The sequence below is a fragment of the Puia sp. genome (assembly GCF_035546395.1).
Lineage (GTDB): Bacteria > Bacteroidota > Bacteroidia > Chitinophagales > Chitinophagaceae > Puia.
The window spans coordinates 337,915-358,641 of sequence record NZ_DASZXR010000005.1; the positions used below are offsets into that span (position 1 = coordinate 337,915).

General features: G+C 48.0%; 23 protein-coding genes. 14 read left to right on the top strand and 9 right to left on the bottom strand.

Going from position 1 to position 20,727, the window contains the following annotated elements; translation table 11 throughout:
* Window positions 1-205 precede the first annotated feature (205 nt).
* The 10 genes from VHE34_RS06265 (at window position 206) to VHE34_RS06310 (ending at window position 10,600) form a co-directional block, all read left to right on the top strand.
* Window positions 206-1,984 (top strand): hypothetical protein, encoded by a 1,779-nt coding sequence (locus tag VHE34_RS06265; RefSeq protein ID WP_325585788.1) that lies wholly within the window; start codon window positions 206-208, stop codon window positions 1,982-1,984.
* A 9-nt stretch (window positions 1,985-1,993) separates the two neighbouring features.
* The gene (locus VHE34_RS06270; RefSeq protein ID WP_325585790.1) at window positions 1,994-3,367 is read left to right on the top strand and encodes a hypothetical protein; all 1,374 of its coding nucleotides are present in this window, start codon (window positions 1,994-1,996) and stop codon (window positions 3,365-3,367) included.
* Between the two features lie 153 nt (window positions 3,368-3,520).
* Window positions 3,521-4,618, top strand: a complete 1,098-nt coding sequence (locus VHE34_RS06275; protein ID WP_325585792.1) for a DUF4412 domain-containing protein — start codon at window positions 3,521-3,523, stop codon at window positions 4,616-4,618.
* Between the two features lie 80 nt (window positions 4,619-4,698).
* Window positions 4,699-5,715, top strand: a complete 1,017-nt coding sequence (locus VHE34_RS06280; RefSeq protein WP_325585794.1) for a DUF4412 domain-containing protein — start codon at window positions 4,699-4,701, stop codon at window positions 5,713-5,715.
* Window positions 5,716-5,743: 28 nt separating this feature from the next.
* Window positions 5,744-6,313, top strand: coding sequence for a hypothetical protein (locus VHE34_RS06285; RefSeq protein WP_325585796.1), 570 nt, complete (start codon window positions 5,744-5,746; stop codon window positions 6,311-6,313).
* A 19-nt stretch (window positions 6,314-6,332) separates the two neighbouring features.
* Window positions 6,333-7,112, top strand: a complete 780-nt coding sequence (locus VHE34_RS06290; protein WP_325585798.1) for a DUF4412 domain-containing protein — start codon at window positions 6,333-6,335, stop codon at window positions 7,110-7,112.
* 25 nt (window positions 7,113-7,137) lie between these two features.
* Entirely contained in the window at window positions 7,138-7,653 is a 516-nt protein-coding gene (locus tag VHE34_RS06295; protein ID WP_325585800.1) for a hypothetical protein, read from the top strand.
* A gap of 417 nt (window positions 7,654-8,070) precedes the next feature.
* On the top strand, window positions 8,071-8,661 hold the full coding sequence (locus VHE34_RS06300; protein ID WP_325585802.1) for a TetR/AcrR family transcriptional regulator: 591 nt from the start codon (window positions 8,071-8,073) through the stop codon (window positions 8,659-8,661).
* Between the two features lie 85 nt (window positions 8,662-8,746).
* Window positions 8,747-9,550: an SDR family NAD(P)-dependent oxidoreductase gene (locus VHE34_RS06305; protein ID WP_325585804.1), complete on the top strand. Its 804-nt coding sequence runs from the start codon at window positions 8,747-8,749 to the stop codon at window positions 9,548-9,550.
* A 45-nt stretch (window positions 9,551-9,595) separates the two neighbouring features.
* A complete protein-coding gene (locus VHE34_RS06310) occupies window positions 9,596-10,600 on the top strand; it encodes an NADP-dependent oxidoreductase (RefSeq protein WP_325585806.1) in 1,005 nt (334 codons plus the stop codon).
* 164 nt (window positions 10,601-10,764) lie between these two features.
* Here the strand turns inward: VHE34_RS06310 and VHE34_RS06315 are convergent, their stop codons facing one another.
* The 3 genes from VHE34_RS06315 to VHE34_RS06325 all read right to left on the bottom strand — a co-directional run bounded on the left by VHE34_RS06315 (window position 10,765) and on the right by VHE34_RS06325 (window position 13,180).
* Window positions 10,765-11,160, bottom strand: a complete 396-nt coding sequence (locus VHE34_RS06315; protein WP_325585808.1) for a YciI family protein — start codon at window positions 11,158-11,160, stop codon at window positions 10,765-10,767.
* A 5-nt stretch (window positions 11,161-11,165) separates the two neighbouring features.
* Window positions 11,166-11,825 (bottom strand): dihydrofolate reductase family protein, encoded by a 660-nt coding sequence (locus tag VHE34_RS06320; RefSeq protein ID WP_325585810.1) that lies wholly within the window; start codon window positions 11,823-11,825, stop codon window positions 11,166-11,168.
* A gap of 104 nt (window positions 11,826-11,929) precedes the next feature.
* A complete protein-coding gene (locus VHE34_RS06325; RefSeq protein ID WP_325585812.1) occupies window positions 11,930-13,180 on the bottom strand; it encodes an RNA polymerase sigma factor in 1,251 nt (416 codons plus the stop codon).
* 172 nt (window positions 13,181-13,352) lie between these two features.
* Between VHE34_RS06325 and VHE34_RS06330 the strand changes: the two genes are divergently transcribed.
* The 4 genes from VHE34_RS06330 to VHE34_RS06345 all read left to right on the top strand — a co-directional run bounded on the left by VHE34_RS06330 (window position 13,353) and on the right by VHE34_RS06345 (window position 14,725).
* Window positions 13,353-13,928 carry a hypothetical protein gene (locus VHE34_RS06330; RefSeq protein WP_325585814.1) on the top strand — a complete coding sequence of 192 codons (576 nt, stop codon included), beginning with the start codon at window positions 13,353-13,355 and terminating at the stop codon, window positions 13,926-13,928.
* Window positions 13,929-13,933: 5 nt separating this feature from the next.
* The gene (locus VHE34_RS06335; protein WP_325585816.1) at window positions 13,934-14,101 is read left to right on the top strand and encodes a hypothetical protein; all 168 of its coding nucleotides are present in this window, start codon (window positions 13,934-13,936) and stop codon (window positions 14,099-14,101) included.
* A gap of 109 nt (window positions 14,102-14,210) precedes the next feature.
* Window positions 14,211-14,465, top strand: coding sequence for a type II toxin-antitoxin system prevent-host-death family antitoxin (locus VHE34_RS06340; protein ID WP_325585818.1), 255 nt, complete (start codon window positions 14,211-14,213; stop codon window positions 14,463-14,465).
* Entirely contained in the window at window positions 14,465-14,725 is a 261-nt protein-coding gene (locus VHE34_RS06345) for a Txe/YoeB family addiction module toxin (protein WP_325585820.1), read from the top strand. The genes VHE34_RS06340 and VHE34_RS06345 overlap by 1 nt, the downstream gene beginning before the upstream one ends.
* Window positions 14,726-15,544: 819 nt before the next feature.
* On the opposite strand, the gene VHE34_RS06350 is transcribed toward VHE34_RS06345, so the two are convergent.
* The 6 genes from VHE34_RS06350 to VHE34_RS06375 all read right to left on the bottom strand — a co-directional run bounded on the left by VHE34_RS06350 (window position 15,545) and on the right by VHE34_RS06375 (window position 20,675).
* The gene (locus tag VHE34_RS06350) at window positions 15,545-15,967 is read right to left on the bottom strand and encodes a hypothetical protein (protein ID WP_325585824.1); all 423 of its coding nucleotides are present in this window, start codon (window positions 15,965-15,967) and stop codon (window positions 15,545-15,547) included.
* A gap of 144 nt (window positions 15,968-16,111) precedes the next feature.
* Window positions 16,112-16,600, bottom strand: a complete 489-nt coding sequence (locus VHE34_RS06355) for a hypothetical protein (protein WP_325585826.1) — start codon at window positions 16,598-16,600, stop codon at window positions 16,112-16,114.
* 4 nt (window positions 16,601-16,604) lie between these two features.
* A complete protein-coding gene (locus tag VHE34_RS06360) occupies window positions 16,605-16,982 on the bottom strand; it encodes a hypothetical protein (RefSeq protein WP_325585828.1) in 378 nt (125 codons plus the stop codon).
* Window positions 16,983-17,110: 128 nt separating this feature from the next.
* Window positions 17,111-18,553, bottom strand: a complete 1,443-nt coding sequence (locus VHE34_RS06365) for a hypothetical protein (protein ID WP_325585830.1) — start codon at window positions 18,551-18,553, stop codon at window positions 17,111-17,113.
* Between the two features lie 137 nt (window positions 18,554-18,690).
* Window positions 18,691-20,148: a hypothetical protein gene (locus VHE34_RS06370; RefSeq protein WP_325585832.1), complete on the bottom strand. Its 1,458-nt coding sequence runs from the start codon at window positions 20,146-20,148 to the stop codon at window positions 18,691-18,693.
* Between the two features lie 2 nt (window positions 20,149-20,150).
* Window positions 20,151-20,675 (bottom strand): hypothetical protein, encoded by a 525-nt coding sequence (locus tag VHE34_RS06375; RefSeq protein ID WP_325585834.1) that lies wholly within the window; start codon window positions 20,673-20,675, stop codon window positions 20,151-20,153.
* Window positions 20,676-20,727: the final 52 nt, after the last annotated feature.

The following is a 20,727-nucleotide window of genomic DNA, read 5'->3' on the forward strand; positions in this document are numbered from 1 at the left end:
CATCATTTTAGCCGGCTTCCAGGCTTCCGCGCAACAAGGCGGGCGGCCGGTCCTGACGGGGTCTCCTTCGGGTATGTATATCCAGCTGGGGCAATTGCCCCGTGCCACCTCCTACAAAATATATCGTCAGCAGGATGGAAACGGCGCCTTCATATACATCGGGAATTATGCGCCCTGCGGCAATAACAACGAATTGCGGCAACGCATGATAGCCAATGCCGCCCGCTTGCCGGACAATAGCTTTCCTTCCAAAGCATTTTCCGACACCTTATGGAAAATATATGCAGGCGCCCAAAACAGGTCGTTGATCGATTTTCCTTTCCCGGTCTTTCACCTGGCGGCTGGCTGGAGCTTTTTAGATACTTCGGCCGTGCCGGGAATGAAGTACAAATACCGTTTTGTATTTGCCGACTCCTCGAGGCCGGTCGAAACAGGTTGGGTGACCTTTGCATATGCGCATCCCCAATTTTCCAAAATGCAATTCTTGCAAATGATGCCGGGCGAGCACAGCGCAAGGATGCAATGGGAGTTATCCGCCGCCAACAGACCCGATTTTTTTGACATCTACCGCAAACAGTCCGGCAACACAGGCGATTTTCAAAAAATCAACGCATCAAAAGGGTTCTGGAATACCGCTCACGGCGATTCCGTTATATTCCTGGTGCTGGATACCACCTTGATGCCCGGCATTACGTATGATTACTTTATAGTCGCAAAAGACCCGTTGGGCAATACGGGCAATCATTCCGATACGGTTCGGCTGAAAGCAGGCGGCAGACAAAATGTGCCTGCCGTTTATAACTTCCATACCACGCCCGACTCCGCCGGTATAAAACTCGCCTGGGCAGCGCCGGCGAACAAATCCGGCCTGCAGAATATCATGGTATTAAGGAGCGCGACCTATGATACAGGATATAGTTTGATTTCATTAGCGCCCGTAAAAGACACCACCTACATCGATAAAAATGTACAGCCCGGGCAACGATATTTTTATCAATTGATCGTACAGGGCGCATTCAATTACTCTCTTCCCACCGCCCGTGTATCCGGGATGTACACAGGCTGGAAGGATATATTGCCGGTCACTGATCTGGACGCCTCTTCCACCGGTAAAGGCATAAAATTAACCTGGCGGTACCCCGACCAAAAAGACATACAGGGCTTCAAAGTATTCCGTTCATCGTCCTCTCCGCATGAGTTGCAATTGGTCAGCGGGTTGATATTGCCGGCCGCCGACTCCACCGATCCCGTATATATCGATACCACCGCAGGTAACAGGCAAACATCTTTCTATTACGCAGTGGTGCCCGTTTCTAAAGCATCCATACAGGGTCCATATTCAAATATTGCAACAAGCAGGGCGGATGTCACAAACAAACTACCGGCTCCCACGGGTTTGCGTTTTGTTTGGTTAAGCGATTCGGTAGTCAGTCTCACCTGGCGAGATATGCAAAGGGAGGTTCAGGGCGTTTCAGCCTATAAAGTGTATAAGCAGTCAAATCCCTCCGATACCTCCTCTGCTGATATGCTAAGGCTCTGCCTGAGCAATGAATTTACAGATACCTTACGCGAAGGCGACACACGCTGGTATAGAGTGCGCGCGTTTAGCGCGGCAAACCTGGCAGGCGCGGCAAGCACCCCCGTTCATATAGAGGCAAGACTAAATAAACCCCTGCCCCCGGGCGCTGTCCATGCATATCTCCAGCGTAATAAGGTCGTGTTGCATTGGGGCGGGTCCATTAATACCCCGATAAAAGAATATCAGATCTATCGCGCAAAAAACGCTGGAAAAATAACCCTTTTAAAAACCGTGAGCGTTTCTGCAAAAACCGCTTACAGCTTCACCGACGACACGGTTACCGGCAATTCCACCTATTACTACTATATCACCAGCACAAGCACGCATGATGCCGAAAGCAGTCGTTCGGAAGAAATCATCGTCAGAACACCTGACTTTTTCAACAACGGATCTCTGAACAAATAAAATATGGTTATGAAACAAAATATAGTCCTATCGGCAACGATCATCAGCCTCCTGTTCTTTTCCTGCGGCAAGGAAGGTCCGCAGGGTATTCCCGGTCCCCAGGGCAATGCGGGCGCAGTTGGCCCTGCCGGGCAGGACGGAAGCATTATTTACAGCGGCAAAGGCGCCCCCGCCACCTCTGTAGGCAAAAATGGCGACTATTATCTCGATGACAATACCGGAGATCTCTACGGCCCCAAAACCGCCAGCGGTTGGGGAACCCCTCTTTCCCTAAAAGGCTCCGGCAGCACGCAAGGGCCGGCAGGTCCGCAGGGTCCTCCGGGGGCCGCCGGAACACCCGGCTCGCAGATCTACAGCGGCACGGGAGCCCCAGCCACCTCCTTGGGGAACAACGGGGACTTTTATTTAGACAAACAAGGCTATCTCCTTTATGGCCCAAAAACAAATAGCGCGTGGGGCACGCCCATTTTGTTGCAGGGCGCACAAGGGATCCAGGGACCCCAGGGGCCGGCAGGCGTACCGGGAAGTCAGATATTCAGCGGCAACGGAGCTCCTTCTGCAAGCATCGGTAACACCGGAGATTATTATCTCGATAAAAGTACTGGCAACTTCTACGGACCGAAAACAACCAGTGGCTGGGGAAGTCCCTTTTCCCTAAAGGGCGCCAATGGCGCACAGGGCCCCGCCGGACCACAAGGACCACAAGGTTCGCAAGGCGCCGCCGGAACACCCGGTTCCCAGATCTATAGCGGCGCAGGCGCTCCACCTTCCTCCACGGGCATCACGGGCGACTATTACATCGACATCAATCACGCCATTATCTATGGGCCAAAAACCGCTGCCGGCTGGCCTTCCACCGGGCTCTCCTTGCAAGTGAAAAATGTGATCACCTATGAGTTTGACAATCATCTGAGAAATAATCTGCCTTATAGCTGGCAGGCCTATTTGAGCCAGCTACAGGCATCCATCTGGCTACCTTATAATAATGCATCTGCCCAAACCACCGGATTTACCATCCCGCAGGCAATCGTGGATCAAGGCCTGGTCCTTTGTTATATCCGGTATTTTAAAAGTATAGCAAGCGATACCGCAACCAGCGCGGGCATGACTCCCTGGATGGAATTGCCCTATTCCATCTCCAACAATGTGGGTAATGGCGTTTCAAGTGTTTATACACTCAGCACATTTGTCGACGCGAATGGATTTAGAATCATCGTAAACTCCATACAGAATAGCTTCAGCAATTTTACAGGAGCATTTATCCCTTCTCAAATACGGATTGTGCTGATTCCTTCAGGACAATCGACAGTGATTACACGAGTCAATCCATCCCTAAAAGCTACACCGGACGAATATCCATTGAATTTCATCGGAGGGAATTGATTCCCTCCCCATCACCAAACAAAATTGCAACTATGACACGGGCAAAAAAGACAAAATGGCTGAAAGCACTGTTCCTGTTTCTATTTGCCTTCTTCGTTCTTGCAGCGCTGGTTGTGTACTTCATATCAATTTATCATAAAAATTGAATAAACCATGAGACGGATCACCTGCAATACCATGCTCGCCCTGCTGCTTATATCGGCCGCATTTTGCAAAAATAATTCCCACAAAACTGCAAACGTCCCCGCGCAAAAAAAAGATGCAGGCAATGCTTTGACTCCCCCCGCAGCTCAGGTCAGTGACTCCTTCGCTCAGACCAGTGGCTCGGTCGCTCGGGCAGTTGACTCCGTTGCCCAGGCCGGAGGGCCCGCTGCCTCAACGGCTGATTCCATCGCACACACCGGCGCCGTCCCCGCTGCCGATGCCAGCAGCGACCCCGGCACTGCCATCGCAAACGCACTATCGAACCTGCAACTCAATCAAATGAAGAATAACAATCCGTTGAAACAGGTAGCGCAAAATATGATCAAGGCTGAACATGACGGCACCAGGGGCCCCGATAAAATTTATACGGCAGAATACAAGCCGGAACAATCGGCCGAATATACTGTACCCGTACAAGGCGACGCAGCCGTTTATGAATTGCAATACACGGGCGGTTCTTCACTAAAAGGAAAGCAGGATGGAGCCTGGAAAAATATCTATATAAATACCAAAAACAACACCGGCTGGAACGTATTCACCGAAAGTTACATGGCATCCTCGGCAATAAACATGAAAGTGCATTCTACCATACTTTCCCATAAGGACAGCGCTTATATCGTTTCGTTCAATTCGCAATATCAAAAATACAACAGGGAACCCCTGTCAGAAAGAGGGAAATATGAATCAGAGGTCAAAGTGCAAAAGATCGGCGACGAAAAAATGTTTGGTTATAGCTGCGTACATATCCGGGTGAGCTATACGATCACCGCCCTGCACCAAACCGTCCATTCCACCGATGATGAATGGTATAGCAACGATGTCCCGGGCGCGCAATATGTATCGCCCGTCCTGTTCGAAAGCCATTCCCCGCAGGTAGTTCAAAAAATAATGGCGGCAGGATGCAGCGGCGCCCTTGTAAATTTCAAATCGGCAGAAATGCATTTACAGCTTACCGGCATAACAAAAAAAGACGCGCCCGATACCACGTTTACACTTCCCGCCAACTATCAGTTAGATAAGAACACGGGTCTATATGGATTACAATAAAAAAACACTTTTTCTTTCACCCAAAAAATTAAAATATGAGGACGGTAATAGCTACGCTGACGCTCCTGCTACTGGGACTCTTGGCAGGCATACCCGCCGCCAATGCGCAGGGAGGATTTCTCAAAAAAGTTATAAACAGCGCAAAGAACTCTGCACAAAATCGAGCGAACAACGCTGCTTCCAATGCCACCAACAAGGCCTTGGACAAAGTAGACCCCACTACAAAGGGCGGCACCCCCTCCACCCCCAACAGCGGCGATAAAAGCGACAACGACCGCGTTCTGGGCGGCTTTGCAAAAGCAGCGCAGGACAACCCAAACGACTCGAACCTGATAGCCAAAGCCCTGGGAAACATCATGAGCGGCAACGGCGTGTCGGCAGAAGATTCCGCAAAGGCGCTTGCTGCATTTAAAAACACCGGCAATAGTGGCAATACGCCTTGCATTTACTATGAAATAACCAATACGGTTATTCCCGATAAGAAGGGTCAGAAAACAAGCTCCTCCATCACAAAACAGTGGTTTACAAAAGATGGCCGCTATCGCGGCGAAATGGACCTGGCAGGCATGATCGCTTCGGCGGCGGGATATCAGATAGATTCAAAACCCATTGTCATGATTGGCCGCGTCGAGATGCCCAATTACACCGTCACGCTGGATGATGAGAGTAAAACCTATTCGCTCAATATTATTGACCAGGCCCTTCTTGATAAGGGCGGCTCCGGGTATACCGCCAAATTAATAGGCAGTGAAACCGTAAACGGGTATCCTTGTAAGCATGTAGTTATCAAAGGGCATAAAATGACCCTGGACATGTGGACAAGCACAAGCGTCCCGGGATATGATGTCTATCAAAAATTAGCATCCACGGCCGCGGGCGCCAACGCTTCGTTTTTAAATGCGTTGAAACAGGTAGGCGCCGATGGGATTATGGTAAAAACGATTATTGAGAACAATGCATCCAGCATGACACTCACCAAAGCGATATACATAGGCGCAGACAATAGCCTTTTTGAAATACCGGCCGGCTATACAAAAACGGAATACAACGGCGTCATAACCAATCTGATGAAAGCAGGTATGGGCGGTAAGAAATAACATTCCCTTCATTCTTAAATATTCTTCTATGACATCTCTATTCAAAGCACTCTTCATAACTATGTCTGCCTTTATCATATTGCCGATCGCGGCGTGCAATAATGCAACTTCTAATGCAACGGCCAATAAGGGCGATACAGCAACGGCTTCGGCTTCCAATAGCGCACCCGCAAACGGCGCAACCTATGTTTCATACCAGGCAGACGGCCGGCCTGTAATGATCACGGGTAACCATCTTTTCATCAACGAAGTTTCGAACGATGCGGCGAAGGGAGTGGTGAAAATTGCGGTGACCGATTTCGGGAAGAACCCGGCTGAGGTGATTAAAATTATTGCGCACGATAAAGGCGCTACTGCCATTTCCCATTCCGCCGGCGGTGGCGCTCCGTTCAGTAGCGACCCGTTTGCCGAAATAATGATTCGAAATCAAAACCATTATGCCGACGTCGCCGATGTCAATATTACGCAAATCACGGCGAATGACGTGGAAGGCACATTTTCCGGAAAGTTCACCGGCGAGCGAAGCCTGTCCGACACCTCGAAAGAAACCATCATCATAACGAACGGAAAATTTCACCTGCCCTTTCGCAAGTCATAACATCCATAAAATGAAAAAAATGAAGCCTATTCTCCATCTTACGATACTTTTCTTTTGCGCCTTTATCATACAAAGTTGCCAATCGGGCTCGTCTGCAAATAGTTCATCCGGCGCCAATGCAGATATAAGAGCTTCAGGTTCGGGCAGCGATACCTATTTAGAATACACGAGTGTTACCACCGGCAAACGCATGTCCGCAAATATGCTGATGAAGATGTACATTTCGCACACCGGAAAATTAAGGAACGAAATGTACATGGCAACGGGCGGCGGCAAACCTTCACTATTGATGGAGGGCATTGCCGATGAAAATAACCCAACGCAATCCATCCTTATAGACGACAGCGCCAAAACCTACAGCGTCCATAAAAACGACACTTCCGTCACAAATCAGGATGACAATATCCTTACGAAGCATACGACCTATATTGTAAATAAAATAGGTAACGAAACCATACAAGGATTAAACTGCGTTCACGGGCAAATAATAAAAACCACGAATCTTAGTGGCGTACAAAGCTTTCTGAATGGAACAGACACCACTGATATTTGGTCTACCAAAGACATTCCGATACCCGCAGCCTTAGTAAAAGGCTTTTCAAAAAGTATGGGCATCGCTTACACCGGCGGCGTGGCCGATAAATTGGTGCAAATGGATTGCGTGGGGTTTCCGGTAAGGTTTCAAATGCATGGCAAAGACGCGTCTATGCTTATGAACCTAACCAAAATATCGCACGACAATTTTCCCACAAGCCTGTTTGCCGTGCCTGCGGGATATAAACAAACAGAAGGGATGTAATGTAAACTTTTAAACATTTTCAATCATGAACTTTCAGGAACTAAACAAACAAAGAAAGATAGCGCTGGTATGCTCGGTATTGGGCATCATCGCTTGTCTGCTTCCCTGGTACAGCTATGGCTTTGGCTCTGTCAACGGGCTAAATGGCTTGGGCGTACTCGTATTTATTCTATTCATTTGCTCAGGGATCCTTTCATTCATCGGCGATCAAAAAGCAAACCTTCCTTCCAAATCATGGCTCCTGGTATTGGCCTCCGGATTTATCTGTTTTTTAATTCCGGGTTATTACATTGCCAGGATATTGATGGCAACAGGCAGCATCGGTAACGAGGAGGCCGGCGTATTCAAAAGCATTTACGGCAGCGGGTTTGGATTGGGCGTCGGCATTTGGATAGCAGCCGGAGCAGGCGCCGTTACAGCCGCAGGCGTGTACAGGCTTCGTTCAAAGAATGATACTATCAAAGACTCTTTCAACATGCTAAAAAACAGTGTGGAACAGTCGGTAAAGACGCCATCGGATGGAGACAAGCCATCAAATTAGCGCCCTTTCGGCCGGCTCGTACAGGGATTTGTACAGCCTCTTTTGCGAAAGCGGTGTGGAGTAAAAGTCTCTCTTTATGTTCTTCCTTTTCAAAGTCAAACCGTTTAATAGGATAGCGCAGTGCGTTCAGATCCGGCTTCAATCTGATACTTACCTGAGATTCGAAACAGTGAGCAAGCATAATACCATGCACAAAGCTCCGGGCTGGCTGGACAGATCGATGTAGAAGAACCCTGCAAAGCTGCTGAACCCGTATAGATCCGTCGTTTGCGGCCCCACATCTTTTCAAGCGGGGTTCAGGACCGCTCGGCGGACTCCTGCTAGCAGGTCATCGAGGGCCCGGCTGAAGGCAATATACTAAAAAGTTTTTTTTATTAGACCTTTTAGTATATTTTTGTGGCGGAAAACCTAATGATCATGCTTACTAAAGCGGAAAGAACAAAGCAATTCATCCTGGAAACTGCAGCCCCTATTTTTAATCAGAAGGGGATATCCGGCGCTAACATAGACGACGTACTTGCTGCGGCAAAACTGACCAAGGGATGCCTTTATGGTCATTTTGAAGGTAAAGAAGATCTGGCCCTTCAGGTTGTTGATTTCATGTTGGATAACAACGGCAAAAAGATGTTATCGACCATTAGCAAAGGTAAAACAGCAAAGGCTAAGGTATTTGCTTTTCTCGATTTCTATAAGGATCCCTTGAATACTTACCTTAAAGGAGGATGTCCTGTATTTAATGTTGCCGTGGAATCTGATGATAATTTTCCGGCCATCAAAGAAAAGGTAGCGGGTATTATTCGCCACGGACAGGAATTGTTTGTGAGTATTTTAAATCAAGGCATTGCAGACGGTGAGTTTTCTGACAAACTTGATCCGGCCGCCTTTGCGTTCAAAGCGGTGGCTGCTGTTGAAGGTGCTGTTGTTTTGTGCAGATCGATGAACACGGCAAAACCGATGGCCGGTTTGCTCAGGAGCCTGAAAGCGGAATTGGAAAGCTACGCGCTGTAATTTTTTTTAATGTAAAATATACTAAAAAGTCTTTTTTATAACTAACGAAATCCCTGACAAGGAAATCAATAATCAAAACAATAAAATGAAACAAACTGTCTTAGTCACAGGTGCCTCCTCCGGCATCGGACTGCTTGTCGCCGGCAAGCTCCACGAAAATGGCTACCAGGTCATCGGCACAAGCCGGGATCCGGAAAAGTACAAGGCTAAACTACCATTTAAGCTACTGCCGTTGGATCTGAATGACGACCATTCTATAGCATCTTTTGGCAAGCAGCTGTTCAGTCAGATCAAACAGCTGGATGTGCTGATTAACAACGCAGGTTATTTGGTAAACGGACTTGCCGAGGAAACCTCTATTGAGCTGGGCAAGCAGCAGTTTGAAACTAACTTTTGGGGAACGATAAAACTAACTAACGAGTTGCTGCCCTACTTCAGGGAGCAAAAACATGGCAAAATAATCACTATCGGCTCGCTGCTGGGTTTGGTGGGACTTCCAAATGTCGCCTATTATACCGCTTCCAAACATGCTCTCGAGGGCTATTTTAAGTCGCTTCGGTTTGAGTTGAACCAGTTTAATATCAAGGTGGCGATGGTTGAGCCGATCAGTTTCAAAACCAATATCGGCGAAAGTGCGACTGTTGCGGCAGGAACCATCACTGACTATGATCTGTTCCGCCAAAAGGTCACCGCATATACCAAAAAGTCATTTGATAATGCACCCGAACCTGCGCCGGTTATCGCCACTTTATTGCGAACAGTAAACGAGCCCAACCCGAAGTTCAGTTATCCTGTAGGAAAAGGATCGTCATTTGTGCTCCTGCTTCAACATTTCGCCTATAAGGTTTTCGAGAGATCCATTCTGAAATCAATTGACGCCTCAAAATAGAAGTAACATAAGGACTAAAGCATAAATGAATTAAAAATAAAATCAATGCGTGCATTCATAGTAAAACGTTACGGAAAGAAAGAAAAATTACATCTAACTGAATTGCCGGAGCCGAATGTAAAGGAAAATGAGGTACTGGTACAAATACATTCAGCAGGTGTCAATTTGTTGGACTCACTCATTAGAAATGGGGATTTCAAACTGTTTTTGCCCTACAAGCCACCATTTATAAATGGACATGATCTGGCAGGTGTTATAACGAAAGTTGGTCCGAAAGTCGGCAAATTCAAAATTGGCGACGAAGTGTTTTCAAGAGTAGGTGATTACAGAATAGGCACTTTCGCTGAATACATTTCCGTCAATGAAGCCGATTTGGCATTAAAGCCAAAAAATCTTACCATGGAAGAGGCCGGCTCCATTCCATTGGTTGGCTTAACCGCCTGGCAAGCACTTGTTGAAATAGGAAATGTAAAAAAAGACCAAAAAGTTTTCATTCAGGCAGGTTCGGGTGGTGTAGGCAACTTCGCCATTCAGTTGGCAAAGCATTTCGGGGCTTATGTCGCCACAACTACGAGCGCTGCTAATATTGATTGGGTTAAAAAGCTTGGTGCAGACCTTGTTATTGATTACAAAGTCGAAGATTTTGAAACCAAACTTGGAGATTATGATTTGGTCATACATAGTAATCGTGACACAAAAATCCTTGAAAAATCACTCCGCATCCTAAAACCCGGTGGACAATTGATCTCATTAGTTGGGCCCCCTACTCCAGAGTTTGCAGAAAAAATTGGGCTACCCTGGTATTTAAGATTAGTAACAAAGCTTTTGAGTTCCGGCGCGAAGAAAACAGCGAAAAAACTAAATGCCAGGTTCCTATTCTTATTTATGAGGGCAGAAGGAAGTCAATTAGGGAAAATCACCCAGCTCATTGAGGCAGATATTATAAAACCGGTCATTGACAAAGTATTTCCATTTGAACAAATTAATGAAGCGATGACTTATGTGGAATCTGGCCGTACAAAAGGAAAAGTCGTAATAAAAGTTAAATAGTTATAAATGAAAAAACTAAGGATCGCATCCGGATGGAATTATTTCCCGGACAGACGTAAAAAACAAAGATGAAAAAATAAGGACACGTAACCCCCGATCGGAGCCGCTAAGCAGCCTCTTCTTCGATAGGCGCTCGATTGATGAATGCAAGGTCTTCACTAAAGTCACTCTCTTCGCCGTTTGCTATCCTCGATAAAGCCTGTCAGGTCGAATGCTGGACGGATTTCCCAACTATTGCCGCCGCGGCCCAACCGGAGAGATGGATGCTTGGACAGCAGGCGGATGGCATGATTCAAATCGGTGGCTTCAAGTATCATGATCCCGCCGATTTGCTCTTTGGATTCGGCGAAAGGGCCGTCGGTCACGGAAACCTTGCCGCTGCGCCATTTCAATGTGGCAGCATTTCGGGCTTCCTGCAGGCCCTCTCCGCCCGCATAGTGACCATTCTTCCGAAGTTCATCATCGTAGCTGAAACACTCGTCCATAAAGGTTTGCCGTTCGCTTTCGGAAAGTGTTTCCCAAACTTCTTCATTCATGTATCCAAGACAAATGTATTTCATAATGATTATTTATTGTGTTGGAGGATAACATGTGTGACCTTCTCCGATGCTTCGAACCGGACACATTCGTAACCCAATTTACGCAAGTCAACGTTATCGAATAGTCTTTCACCTCTGCCTATTATCGTCGGTGTGATGGCAATATGCAGCTCATCGATCAGTCCTTCGCGGAGGTACTGTTGTATGACATTCACCCCGCCTCCAATTCGGATATCCTTTCCATTGGCCGCTTCCCGGGCCTTGGCGAGCGCATCATGAATGCCTTCGGTAATAAAGTAAAAAGTCGTTCCCCCCTCCATCTTCAAAGGAGGTCTTGCATAATGTGTTAGCACGTAAACCGGAACGTGATAAGGGGGATTGTTTCCCCACCAGCCCTTCCAGTTCATGTCTGGCCAGCTGCCCCGAACCGGACCGAACATGTTCCTGCCGATGATCCAGGCGCCGAGATTTTCGAATCCACGCACCAGGAAATCGTTATCGATTCCTTCGGTACCGCCCTCCCCTCCTTGAATCTGTTTCCACCAGCGGGTGGAAAATACCCAGTTGTGCACATCCATACCGCCTATGCCCATCGGATTGTCAAGGCTTTGATCCGCGGCCGCCCCGTAGCCGTCAAGTGAGATCGAGAAACTGGCAACCCGGACCCTCGTCTTTTTTTCATTCATGATCCATAATTGTTTTTTGTAATGTAATGTTTGTTTTCATTAGGTAGTCGAATGGCCAATGACAAAATCGACAACCAGTTTGAATTTTTTTACATCCTCAGGAATTACGATCCCAATTCGCTAAGCTTTCGTTGGATAAACCGCCGTTCAGGATCTTGTTGTGCCAGGGCGAGGGCACGTTCCCATGACGCCCTTGCCTGGTTTGTACGGCCCAATTTCCGGTAAAGTTCCGCCCGCGCGGAGTGTGCCAAATGATAGTCGTTCAGGTCTCCACGCTCCATCATCGCATCTATCTGCTGCAAACCAGCTTCAGGCCCCTTATGCATGGCAATGGCGATGGCACGGTTCAATTCAATAATTGGAGAGGGATTTATGCGCAGCAAGCGGCTATATAGGCTGGTAATCTGGGCCCAGTCCGTAGCTTCGGGACGTAAGGCTTCGGCGTGTAGGGCCACGATGGCTGCCTGTAGCGTGTAGGGGCCTGGCGGTTTGGATGAAAATGCCCGTTCTACCAGCGTCAATCCCTCCTCAATCATAGCGCGATCCCAAAGCGATCGATCCTGGTCTTCCAGAAGAATAATATTTCCTTCTGATGAAGTGCGGGCCGGCCGGCGGGATTCGTGCAGCAGCATGAGTCCAAGCAATCCTGTAACCTCAGAATCAGGTTGCAAAACGTGCAACAGACGCCCAAGCCGGATAGCTTCGCTTGAAAGGTCAACACGGGTTACCGATTCGCCGGATGAAGCGTAATAGCCCTCGTTGAATACCAGGTAGATCACCTGGAGTACAGCCCCGAGCCGGTCTGGCAATTCATGTTCCATCGGCACTTCAAAGGGTATCTTCGCCTCACGAATTTTGGCCTTGGCGCGGACTATTCGTTGGGCCATAGTGGAGGGGGTAACAAGAAATGCGCTTGCGATCGCTTCGGTGGTCAGATCGCAAACCTCACGCATGGTCATGGCCGTGCGTGCATCGAGCGACAACGCAGGGTGACAGCAGGTGAAGATCAGCCGGAGCATATCGTCTTCTATTACATTGTCAATTAGCCCGGAAGCATCGGGGGTCGCAGCTTCCGTTTGCCAGATCTGCCGCTGCTCCAACGACTCGAATTTCGATTCGCGCCGCATGCGATCGATTGCTTTAAACCGGCCGGCGGAAACAAGCCACGCCAGCGGATTCGATGGAATGCCTTTTTCACCCCATTGTTCTAGCGCGCACTTAAAAGCATCATGCATGGCGTCTTCGGCGAGATCAAAGTCATTAAGCAAACGTATCAGGGTGGCAAACACCAAGCGCGACCTGGTACGATAAATCTCGCCTACAAGTTGAAGAATAGGTTCCGGCGTATTGGGCATGGTCGATTGTTCGATTCTTATAAAGGTAATTAATATACACCTATTCAATCAATTGCGATCCAGGCATGTCAGCGCGAACACCTCGTCGCTCTCGTGAACGCGATACCCTTGCCCACATTGGGCTTTGGCGACCCGGGCGGGATTAGCTCCAACCGCCAGTTATTTTTGCATTGTGGAACAGCTTGATGTACTGAAAAGAGAACTGAGACCCGGAGCGGTCTATCGCCGTGCTGACCTGCAACTATGGTCAAAAGCGGTTGATCGCCACTTACAGGAACTGGTCAAGGACGGAACGTTGGAAAAACTGTCCGGAGGATTGTATTATGTCCCTGCTCGCAGCACCTTCGGCAAAGTGCCGGCAGAAGAACATGAATTAGTTGAAGCGTTTCTGAAAGATAGTCATTTCCTGATAACCTCGCCCAACGATTATAATGCCCTTGGCGTTGGCACCACCCAGCTCTACAACACGCGATTTGTGTACAATCACAAACGGCACGGCGAATTCAAATTAGGGAACAGAACTTTTCAGTTCGTTAGAAAACCAAATGTTCCGAATAAACTGACAAGTGAGTTCCTATTGGTCGACTTGGTTAATAATCTGAAGCGTCTGGCGGAAGATCAGTCGGTAGTGCTGGAGAGAGTAAAAGAGAAGGCCCGCACAATGGATCAGGAACGCCTTCGAAAAATGGCAGACAGGTTTGGAAAGGTTCGGACGCGGAAACTGTTTAATTCCCTATTAACAAAATAACGGTAATGTACTTGCATGAACATCCTGATTTCCCAGGACTTCTTAGCATCATCGAGGAAGAAACGGGCATATTGGCCCACCTGGTGGAAAAAGACTACTGGATCATGCATTGCCTTTATGGTTTGAAAAGTCAGGGATACCATTTTCAGCTCAAAGGTGGGACTTCCCTGTGAGGCAGGTCGCTGATCTAAGTGCTTGATTGTAAATCATTATCGCCTTGACCAACCAAGATTTGGAAATTGAACCAAAAGTCTTAAATTTGTACTTAATTAAGTACTTATTATGCAAGTAGTCAACTATACCGAATTCCGAAATAACCTCACCGAAAACCTGAATATGGTGAATGACAATGATGAGATCGTAGTTGTATCGAGGAGCAAGGGCAAGAATGTAGTGGTGATGTCACTCGAAGAATACAATTCTATCCAGGAAACTCTCCATTTGGTGAGCAGCAGGACCAATCAGAAAAGATTGGATGAAGCCATCGAGGAAATGCGCTCAGGCAAATCTTCGAAGCACAAATTAATTGAAGACTAATGGAATTGGTTTGGCAAACCCATGCATGGGAAGATTATCTCTATTGGCAGGAAACGGACAAGAAAGTGCTTCTAAAGATCAACCAACTGATAAAGGAATGCCTAAGAAATCCCTTTAAAGGCATCGGAAAGCCCGAACCTTTGAAGGGCCAGTACAAGGGATTTTGGAGCCGTCGAATTACGGACGAGCATAGGCTGGTCTATGCGGTAAAGGATAAACAATTGCACATTCTCCAATGTCGGTTTCACTACGATGCCTGAACCAACAATTACAATGAGTCGCTTGATACCATTGGGAAGCATTTTGAAAAGCGTGGTTTGTTTCCTGATGGCCACCCGGGCGGGATTAGCTCCGGCCTACCGGCCTGCGCTGATCCCACCACGCCTGCGAGGCCCTTACCCAAAGCCTCCCGGTGCGCTATCGCGCCCCGCGGCGTTTCCGTTTTTCCGCTTATGCGAACAAGTTCGCACCGCTACCAAATAAAACAGCCCCGCACTATCGTGCGGGGCGCTTGTGACCCGGGCGGGACTTGGAGCGTCGACCTTCTGACAATCGATCAGAATAGCGTATCCCATTGACCTACCGGACCTCATATATTTTGCCTTCTTTCATACCAGTGCCTCTTACAAGCACTGAAAAAAAAGGGCCACCAAAAAGGCACTGAACAGGTTGCACCGAGCTGCTTCGAACTGCTTCGTCCATCAAAAATTCCTGTTCTCGCCGATCCATTTGAAAAAGAACTGTCGATACAAAAATAGGGGTTTCGTTCAATTTTTATCAATTCAGTGGGTCAGAAAGGCACTCGAATTCTTGCCTTTTCCTTCCCCCTCTGCGATCGGCGGGTCCGTGTCCCCGATCGGCTCGCCGGGCGACAAGCCGATATTTTCCGCGCCTTGAAAGGGTGCAAACGGCAAAACCCATATACCGGCGGCTGGTCCCAGTGAAAGGTGATCAGCGGTAACCTTTGGCGGCGAGCCGACAAAGCGACGACCGCGATGGGCATGCCGCCTACCCGCTTCTCGTCCAGACGATGCATCTTATCAAGGGCCGTGTGCCTCTGCTGGACCTCATGGTCCTGTTTAGCACCTTCTCTTGCCCGGCAACCGCGTATTCAACCATGCTGCGCACGTCTCCAGTACGGGTAAGGCCTCCTGCAGGCTAGGTGCCTGGATGCAATAGATCCCGGGCAAATACCGCTCATAATACCGTCGGATCGGGATTTCCATGGTCCGGAGTGCCGCCTCCACCACTTTGTACAAGTCCTCTACCGTAACCGGATAGGCCCGGAATTTAAGCTGAAACGCGATTTTGTACTTACCCACCGCATGTCGCTTCTTGGCAATCGGGTCTTCGGCCATATAATCCAACTCTACCCAGAGTTGGCCAGCCGATCCTCGCATCGTAGCACTCGCTTGGACGCTGAGCTGGTAGGCCAAAAATTTCGGCACCGGCTCCTTTATATCAAAAGGGGTATCCCATTGAAATTTGATTCCTTGCAGCATAACCTTGCGCTAATTTCCACGGCCCATAGGATCAGCCTCTACAGGGGGTAAGGTTCATGAAAAATTAATATATCCACTCGCTCGACACGAAAAATCAACGCCTCCGCCAGTCCAATGTACTCTTTTGCTGCCTACCACCCACGATCAGCGAACCGTTACATTCTCAAAACTTCCGTTGATAGACCACGTCTTTGAGCTAGAATCATATACGCCGGCTGAGAAATTTCCATAACAAACGGCGCCTCCGCCGACCCCCAAGGAAAGGAAAGCATCAAAATATACATATCCCGTATAGACCGTCTTCTCAGACTTAGCTGTAAAATCTTTAACGGACAAATAGCCAAACGGGGCAAAATCGTACCGTGTCCATGACCGCAGGTTGCCGCTGTTCGTTAGTCCTATCGTTAATGCTTTGCTATGATCTTGGGTATAACCATACATCTTGAAGAAAGGGTGATCGTCATAACCGCCTGTCAAGCTCGAAAACGACAGCGAATCTCCCCCGTAATAGAGCGTTATAGACGGGGGAATAGGGGTACCTGGTGAACTGACGGGATCCTGGCCTACCTTTTCGCAGGATGGCAGTATCATCTCCCCCATTCCAAGCAACAGACTAATTAGCAGATTTCTCATATGATTATTTAAGGAAGGCACAAGGCCATTCATTTTTTTCTGGAATAAAGGCAGCCGCAAATGGGCGTCGGTCAACATAGATCACGCCCTTTTGATAAACCAGGAAGACGTGACCAGCCTCGACAAATGAAATGGACTTGATGATATTTCCCAACGGCTCTGATTTCGATAGCGTTCCCTCTACAGGAACGCCCCTCAACTGCTTCAGATTACACACTCTTACACGGTAAAATGCACCACTCATTGCTAAGACATCCTGCAGCTGAGTGTTGCGAAAATGGAATAGCTGGTGATTCGCCACCCGTTGCTGGGCGAACCCGGGACCTCCGAATGTCAAAAAAAAGGCGACCAAATAACATTTGACGGTCGATTGATGACGCATGGTTCAATATTTTTTGAAGAAAATCGAATGGCAGACGTTGTATAGATTAATCGAGCACCTTTACATAGAACAAATGGCGCTGGAACAAACGCCCTTTTTCACCTTCCTGACATCCGTGCTTTGCATTCCTATCGATCGATGGTCGTCTCTATCACCATCGGGTGACCGTTGGCAAAGACCAACAAGGTGACTTTAAACGGAATCGCCTGGGCTAAGTACGTCTTCTGTGCCGTTGTAAAGGGCACCCAGAGGATCGTCCCGCGATCAGCCGTCGTCCACCTTACCATTCGGGTATATCCGCGAGGACGGACATAGTTCATATGACCGGGCAAATTCCTTGCATCCTCTCCGTGCCGAAGTATAATGATTCCGTAAGCAAAATAGCCCTCCTTGCCGTCCATAAACCCATCTTCAAAGTCGATGTATCGTATCGTCTTTAGATCCAAGTGCCAAACCTCCCGAGGTGTCGCCTCCCGGTCATCAATGACCCAATGAATTCCGCCCATGGTATGCATTCTATGTGTGGTGAGATAGTCTCCGATGGTCTGATCCCACTTCCAAGGCGGTTCTTTATCGAAGTCATAACCCGACACAAACATTCCCTTGAATTTCTTCAAATAGGGATTTTCTATAAATATACGGTTGTGAATGCCATCATTTCGCCGCTGCCATGCCACGCGGACGTACGCTGTATCCATTGCTTTGATGCCTTTCATTCCCGCGATGTTGATATATGCCTGTTTGATCGAATCTGTCAGGCATCCGGTGGGGACAGCAAATGGGCGGTCGTCCTCCAGCGGGCACAGTCGCACCTCTTCCTTTTCTCCGTGATTTAGCTGATACGTGATATAGACCGTGCTGTCAACGAAATTTAAACTATCCAAACGGACGGTATGGGTTGAATCCACGGGGAGTAGCAGCATGGCCCGTTGATGCCCTTGTTCCACGATAGCCGCCAGCTGCCTACCGGTGAGGTCCTTTGTACTCTGGACCTTCCATTGATAGCTAAGCAGGTTGGTATCGCATCGGTAGCCCAGCGCTTCCTGCTCTTCGGCATGACGAAAATGAAAGGGTTGACTCGTATCGGAAACCGCGAGGGAATAATACTGCACCTCCGGCCGAACTTTTTCGACAAAATAGCCCCCGGTATCTCTACCCATGCTCATCAAGCCGCCCCAAAGAGTCATAATAGCGGTGTCGTCCGGTGGGTGCACAACCGTATAGGCAGGTCCCCGCCCCCGAACCGTGAGCGGCAGGGTACAATGCGGAGAACCCAATGTGTAGAACCTCATCCAATAATGACCGGTGCTATCCGGTACCCGAATCTGTCCTGGCGCGATGCCCGCTATGCACCGAAATAGGTGATCCTGGATCTTTCGACCTTTCTCACTATACAACTGTACGTGCACGTTGCTGCTGGCACGGCGCATATAGCTCAACACGTTCACACTGAACCAGACTGTATCGCCGGGATAGGCCACCTCTTTGTCCGATTGAACAACGATACGCTCAGTTTGCCCCCAAAGCAACAGCGGAAGCAACACCATTAAAAAACAAATTACCTTCGGCATGTATTTATAAGAACTATTTATTCAACTTCGATCTATATTCCACAATGTCACAGAACCACTACCCCAGCCTTTCCAGTTTTTGTAGCTTCTATTAGGGTTTGAGGCCAGCCGGATTCGCAACGTTTTAACAATTGGCTTTACATTCGCCTTTTCGGCATCTGCCCATATAAATAACGATTGGCGGCGTTATAGCTCCGAATAGTCGGAAAATACCAAACCGCCTGGTCCTTCTTGTCAACAAAAGAAATCGTTGCTGTCCTTTTTTGTCGCCGAAAGACATACTCATAGGCGGTAAGACTTAATATAGTGGCATACGTTCCCAATTTGTCCATTGGAGAATAATCAGGTACCTCCCGGAGGGAAACTTCAAATTCTCGTTCACTAAACTGCGCATGCCCAACAAAAGGAAGGATATTCAGCAGTAACCCCATTCGATCGTCTTCGGTTGTGTTGGGAAATTGCTGATGAGCCGCACACGTCCATCCCGATAGCGGCACGGCATTTTCATCGAACAACCGAACGCTAATACTGTCAAACTTCACAGCGCTGTCAGCGAGGCAATAATCGATGACGATATTTTCCAAACACTGCACGAACAAATGTGAATCATTACCAAACGGATAATCAGTACTCTTTCCCCTACAATAACAATCCAAGATGCATCGGCCTTTTTTGTCACCATCTGGCGGGTAGTACCAATACTTCACTTGCCCCTGGGCCAGGAACGATATGGCAGCCAACCTCGTCTCGATGTCTGTGGCCAAAACAGACTGGTCGAAACTGGCATCCGGGTGATAAAACATCATCAGGTTGTGCCTTTTGATGTCTTGAAAAAAGCTACAATTCATCGGATATTCGCTTTGCGCGGCTGGACTGGCATTCAAATCAGCATAGTGATCGCTAAATTGAATAATCAACTTTGAGACAAGGTTATCATCTCTTTCTAGTACAAAATCATACAAGAGTGAGGCAAGTACTATAGCGTAGTCCCCCATGACCACTTCATCCCAGAGATAACTCGTCTCTTCCACCCTTGTCGGAAGGCTAAACCCCATTATTCTCTTTTTATACTTTGCCGAAGGATTGGTAATAGCAACACATTTGATGGGAATAACGTGAGCAAGAAGGATAAAACGATCTTCGGGCAGCAAATCAGAAATTGGCAAACTATCTCTGAGCCCCCCTCCATAGGTGAATGAAATATGGACGGCCGTATCATCCAATTGATAGTAGCTCAGCGAAATTTTGGAAAAGAACTTAGCGCTATCACCCAGCACATAGGAGAAAATGACTTTATACAAGTCCATCGCATATTTCAATCGCTCGTCATTGGGCATCTCGTTAAAAAAATCACTTGTTCGGGTCAATTTAAATGTTATCTCCCCCATCTCCCGCTCGCTAGGCGGGGTATAGGCTAAAACGTGATCCCCATCAATTAGACGAGCAAGCAATTCCGCCCGGTACCGAATGGGCCAGGATGACTTATCGCGCGCCGCTGCCGTAGCTCCGCCGATGACCACCACCAGTAGGGCGATGGACAATCGAAATAACAACTTCAAATGGCCATTTATTGTACAATTGGTGATGCGCATCATGATTACTGCGGTTGTCTCATGCTTTTAAGAATGAATTGGATATTTCTTATATTAGGAATGAACTTTACCGAACTATGTCGGGTATCATCCACGAAATCAACGACGATGCACTTCTTCGCTCTCCGGTACGCGAAGTCATACACGACAAAGCCAAGCAGGGTCGAATACCGATTCAGATCATCAAAAGGAGAGTACCCCGTAACCTGGTGAAGTATAAATTCGACGCTATCCTCATTTCGCGTAGCTATGCCCGCCTTGAATGGCAATACATTCAATATTATCTGCAAGCGATCATCAATACTAAGGTCACCTATTTGCTGCACCGAAGTACGAAACGCCCTCCCCTTTCTCTTCTTTATGCCGTTCTCAAAAAATATATACTGGACGGCCGCTGTGTCATAATAGGCCGAACTATCGGACAGCACATAGGCCGCTATTGCCACCATAAAATGATTCGAAACAGCCTGGATGGTGTCGGACGCGGGAGTGAAGAACCCCTTCTTACATTGAAACTCTAAGAGGCACATGCCTTTCTTGAATGACGTGGGGCTTCTATAATAGCAGGGAGCTGCTTTTCCG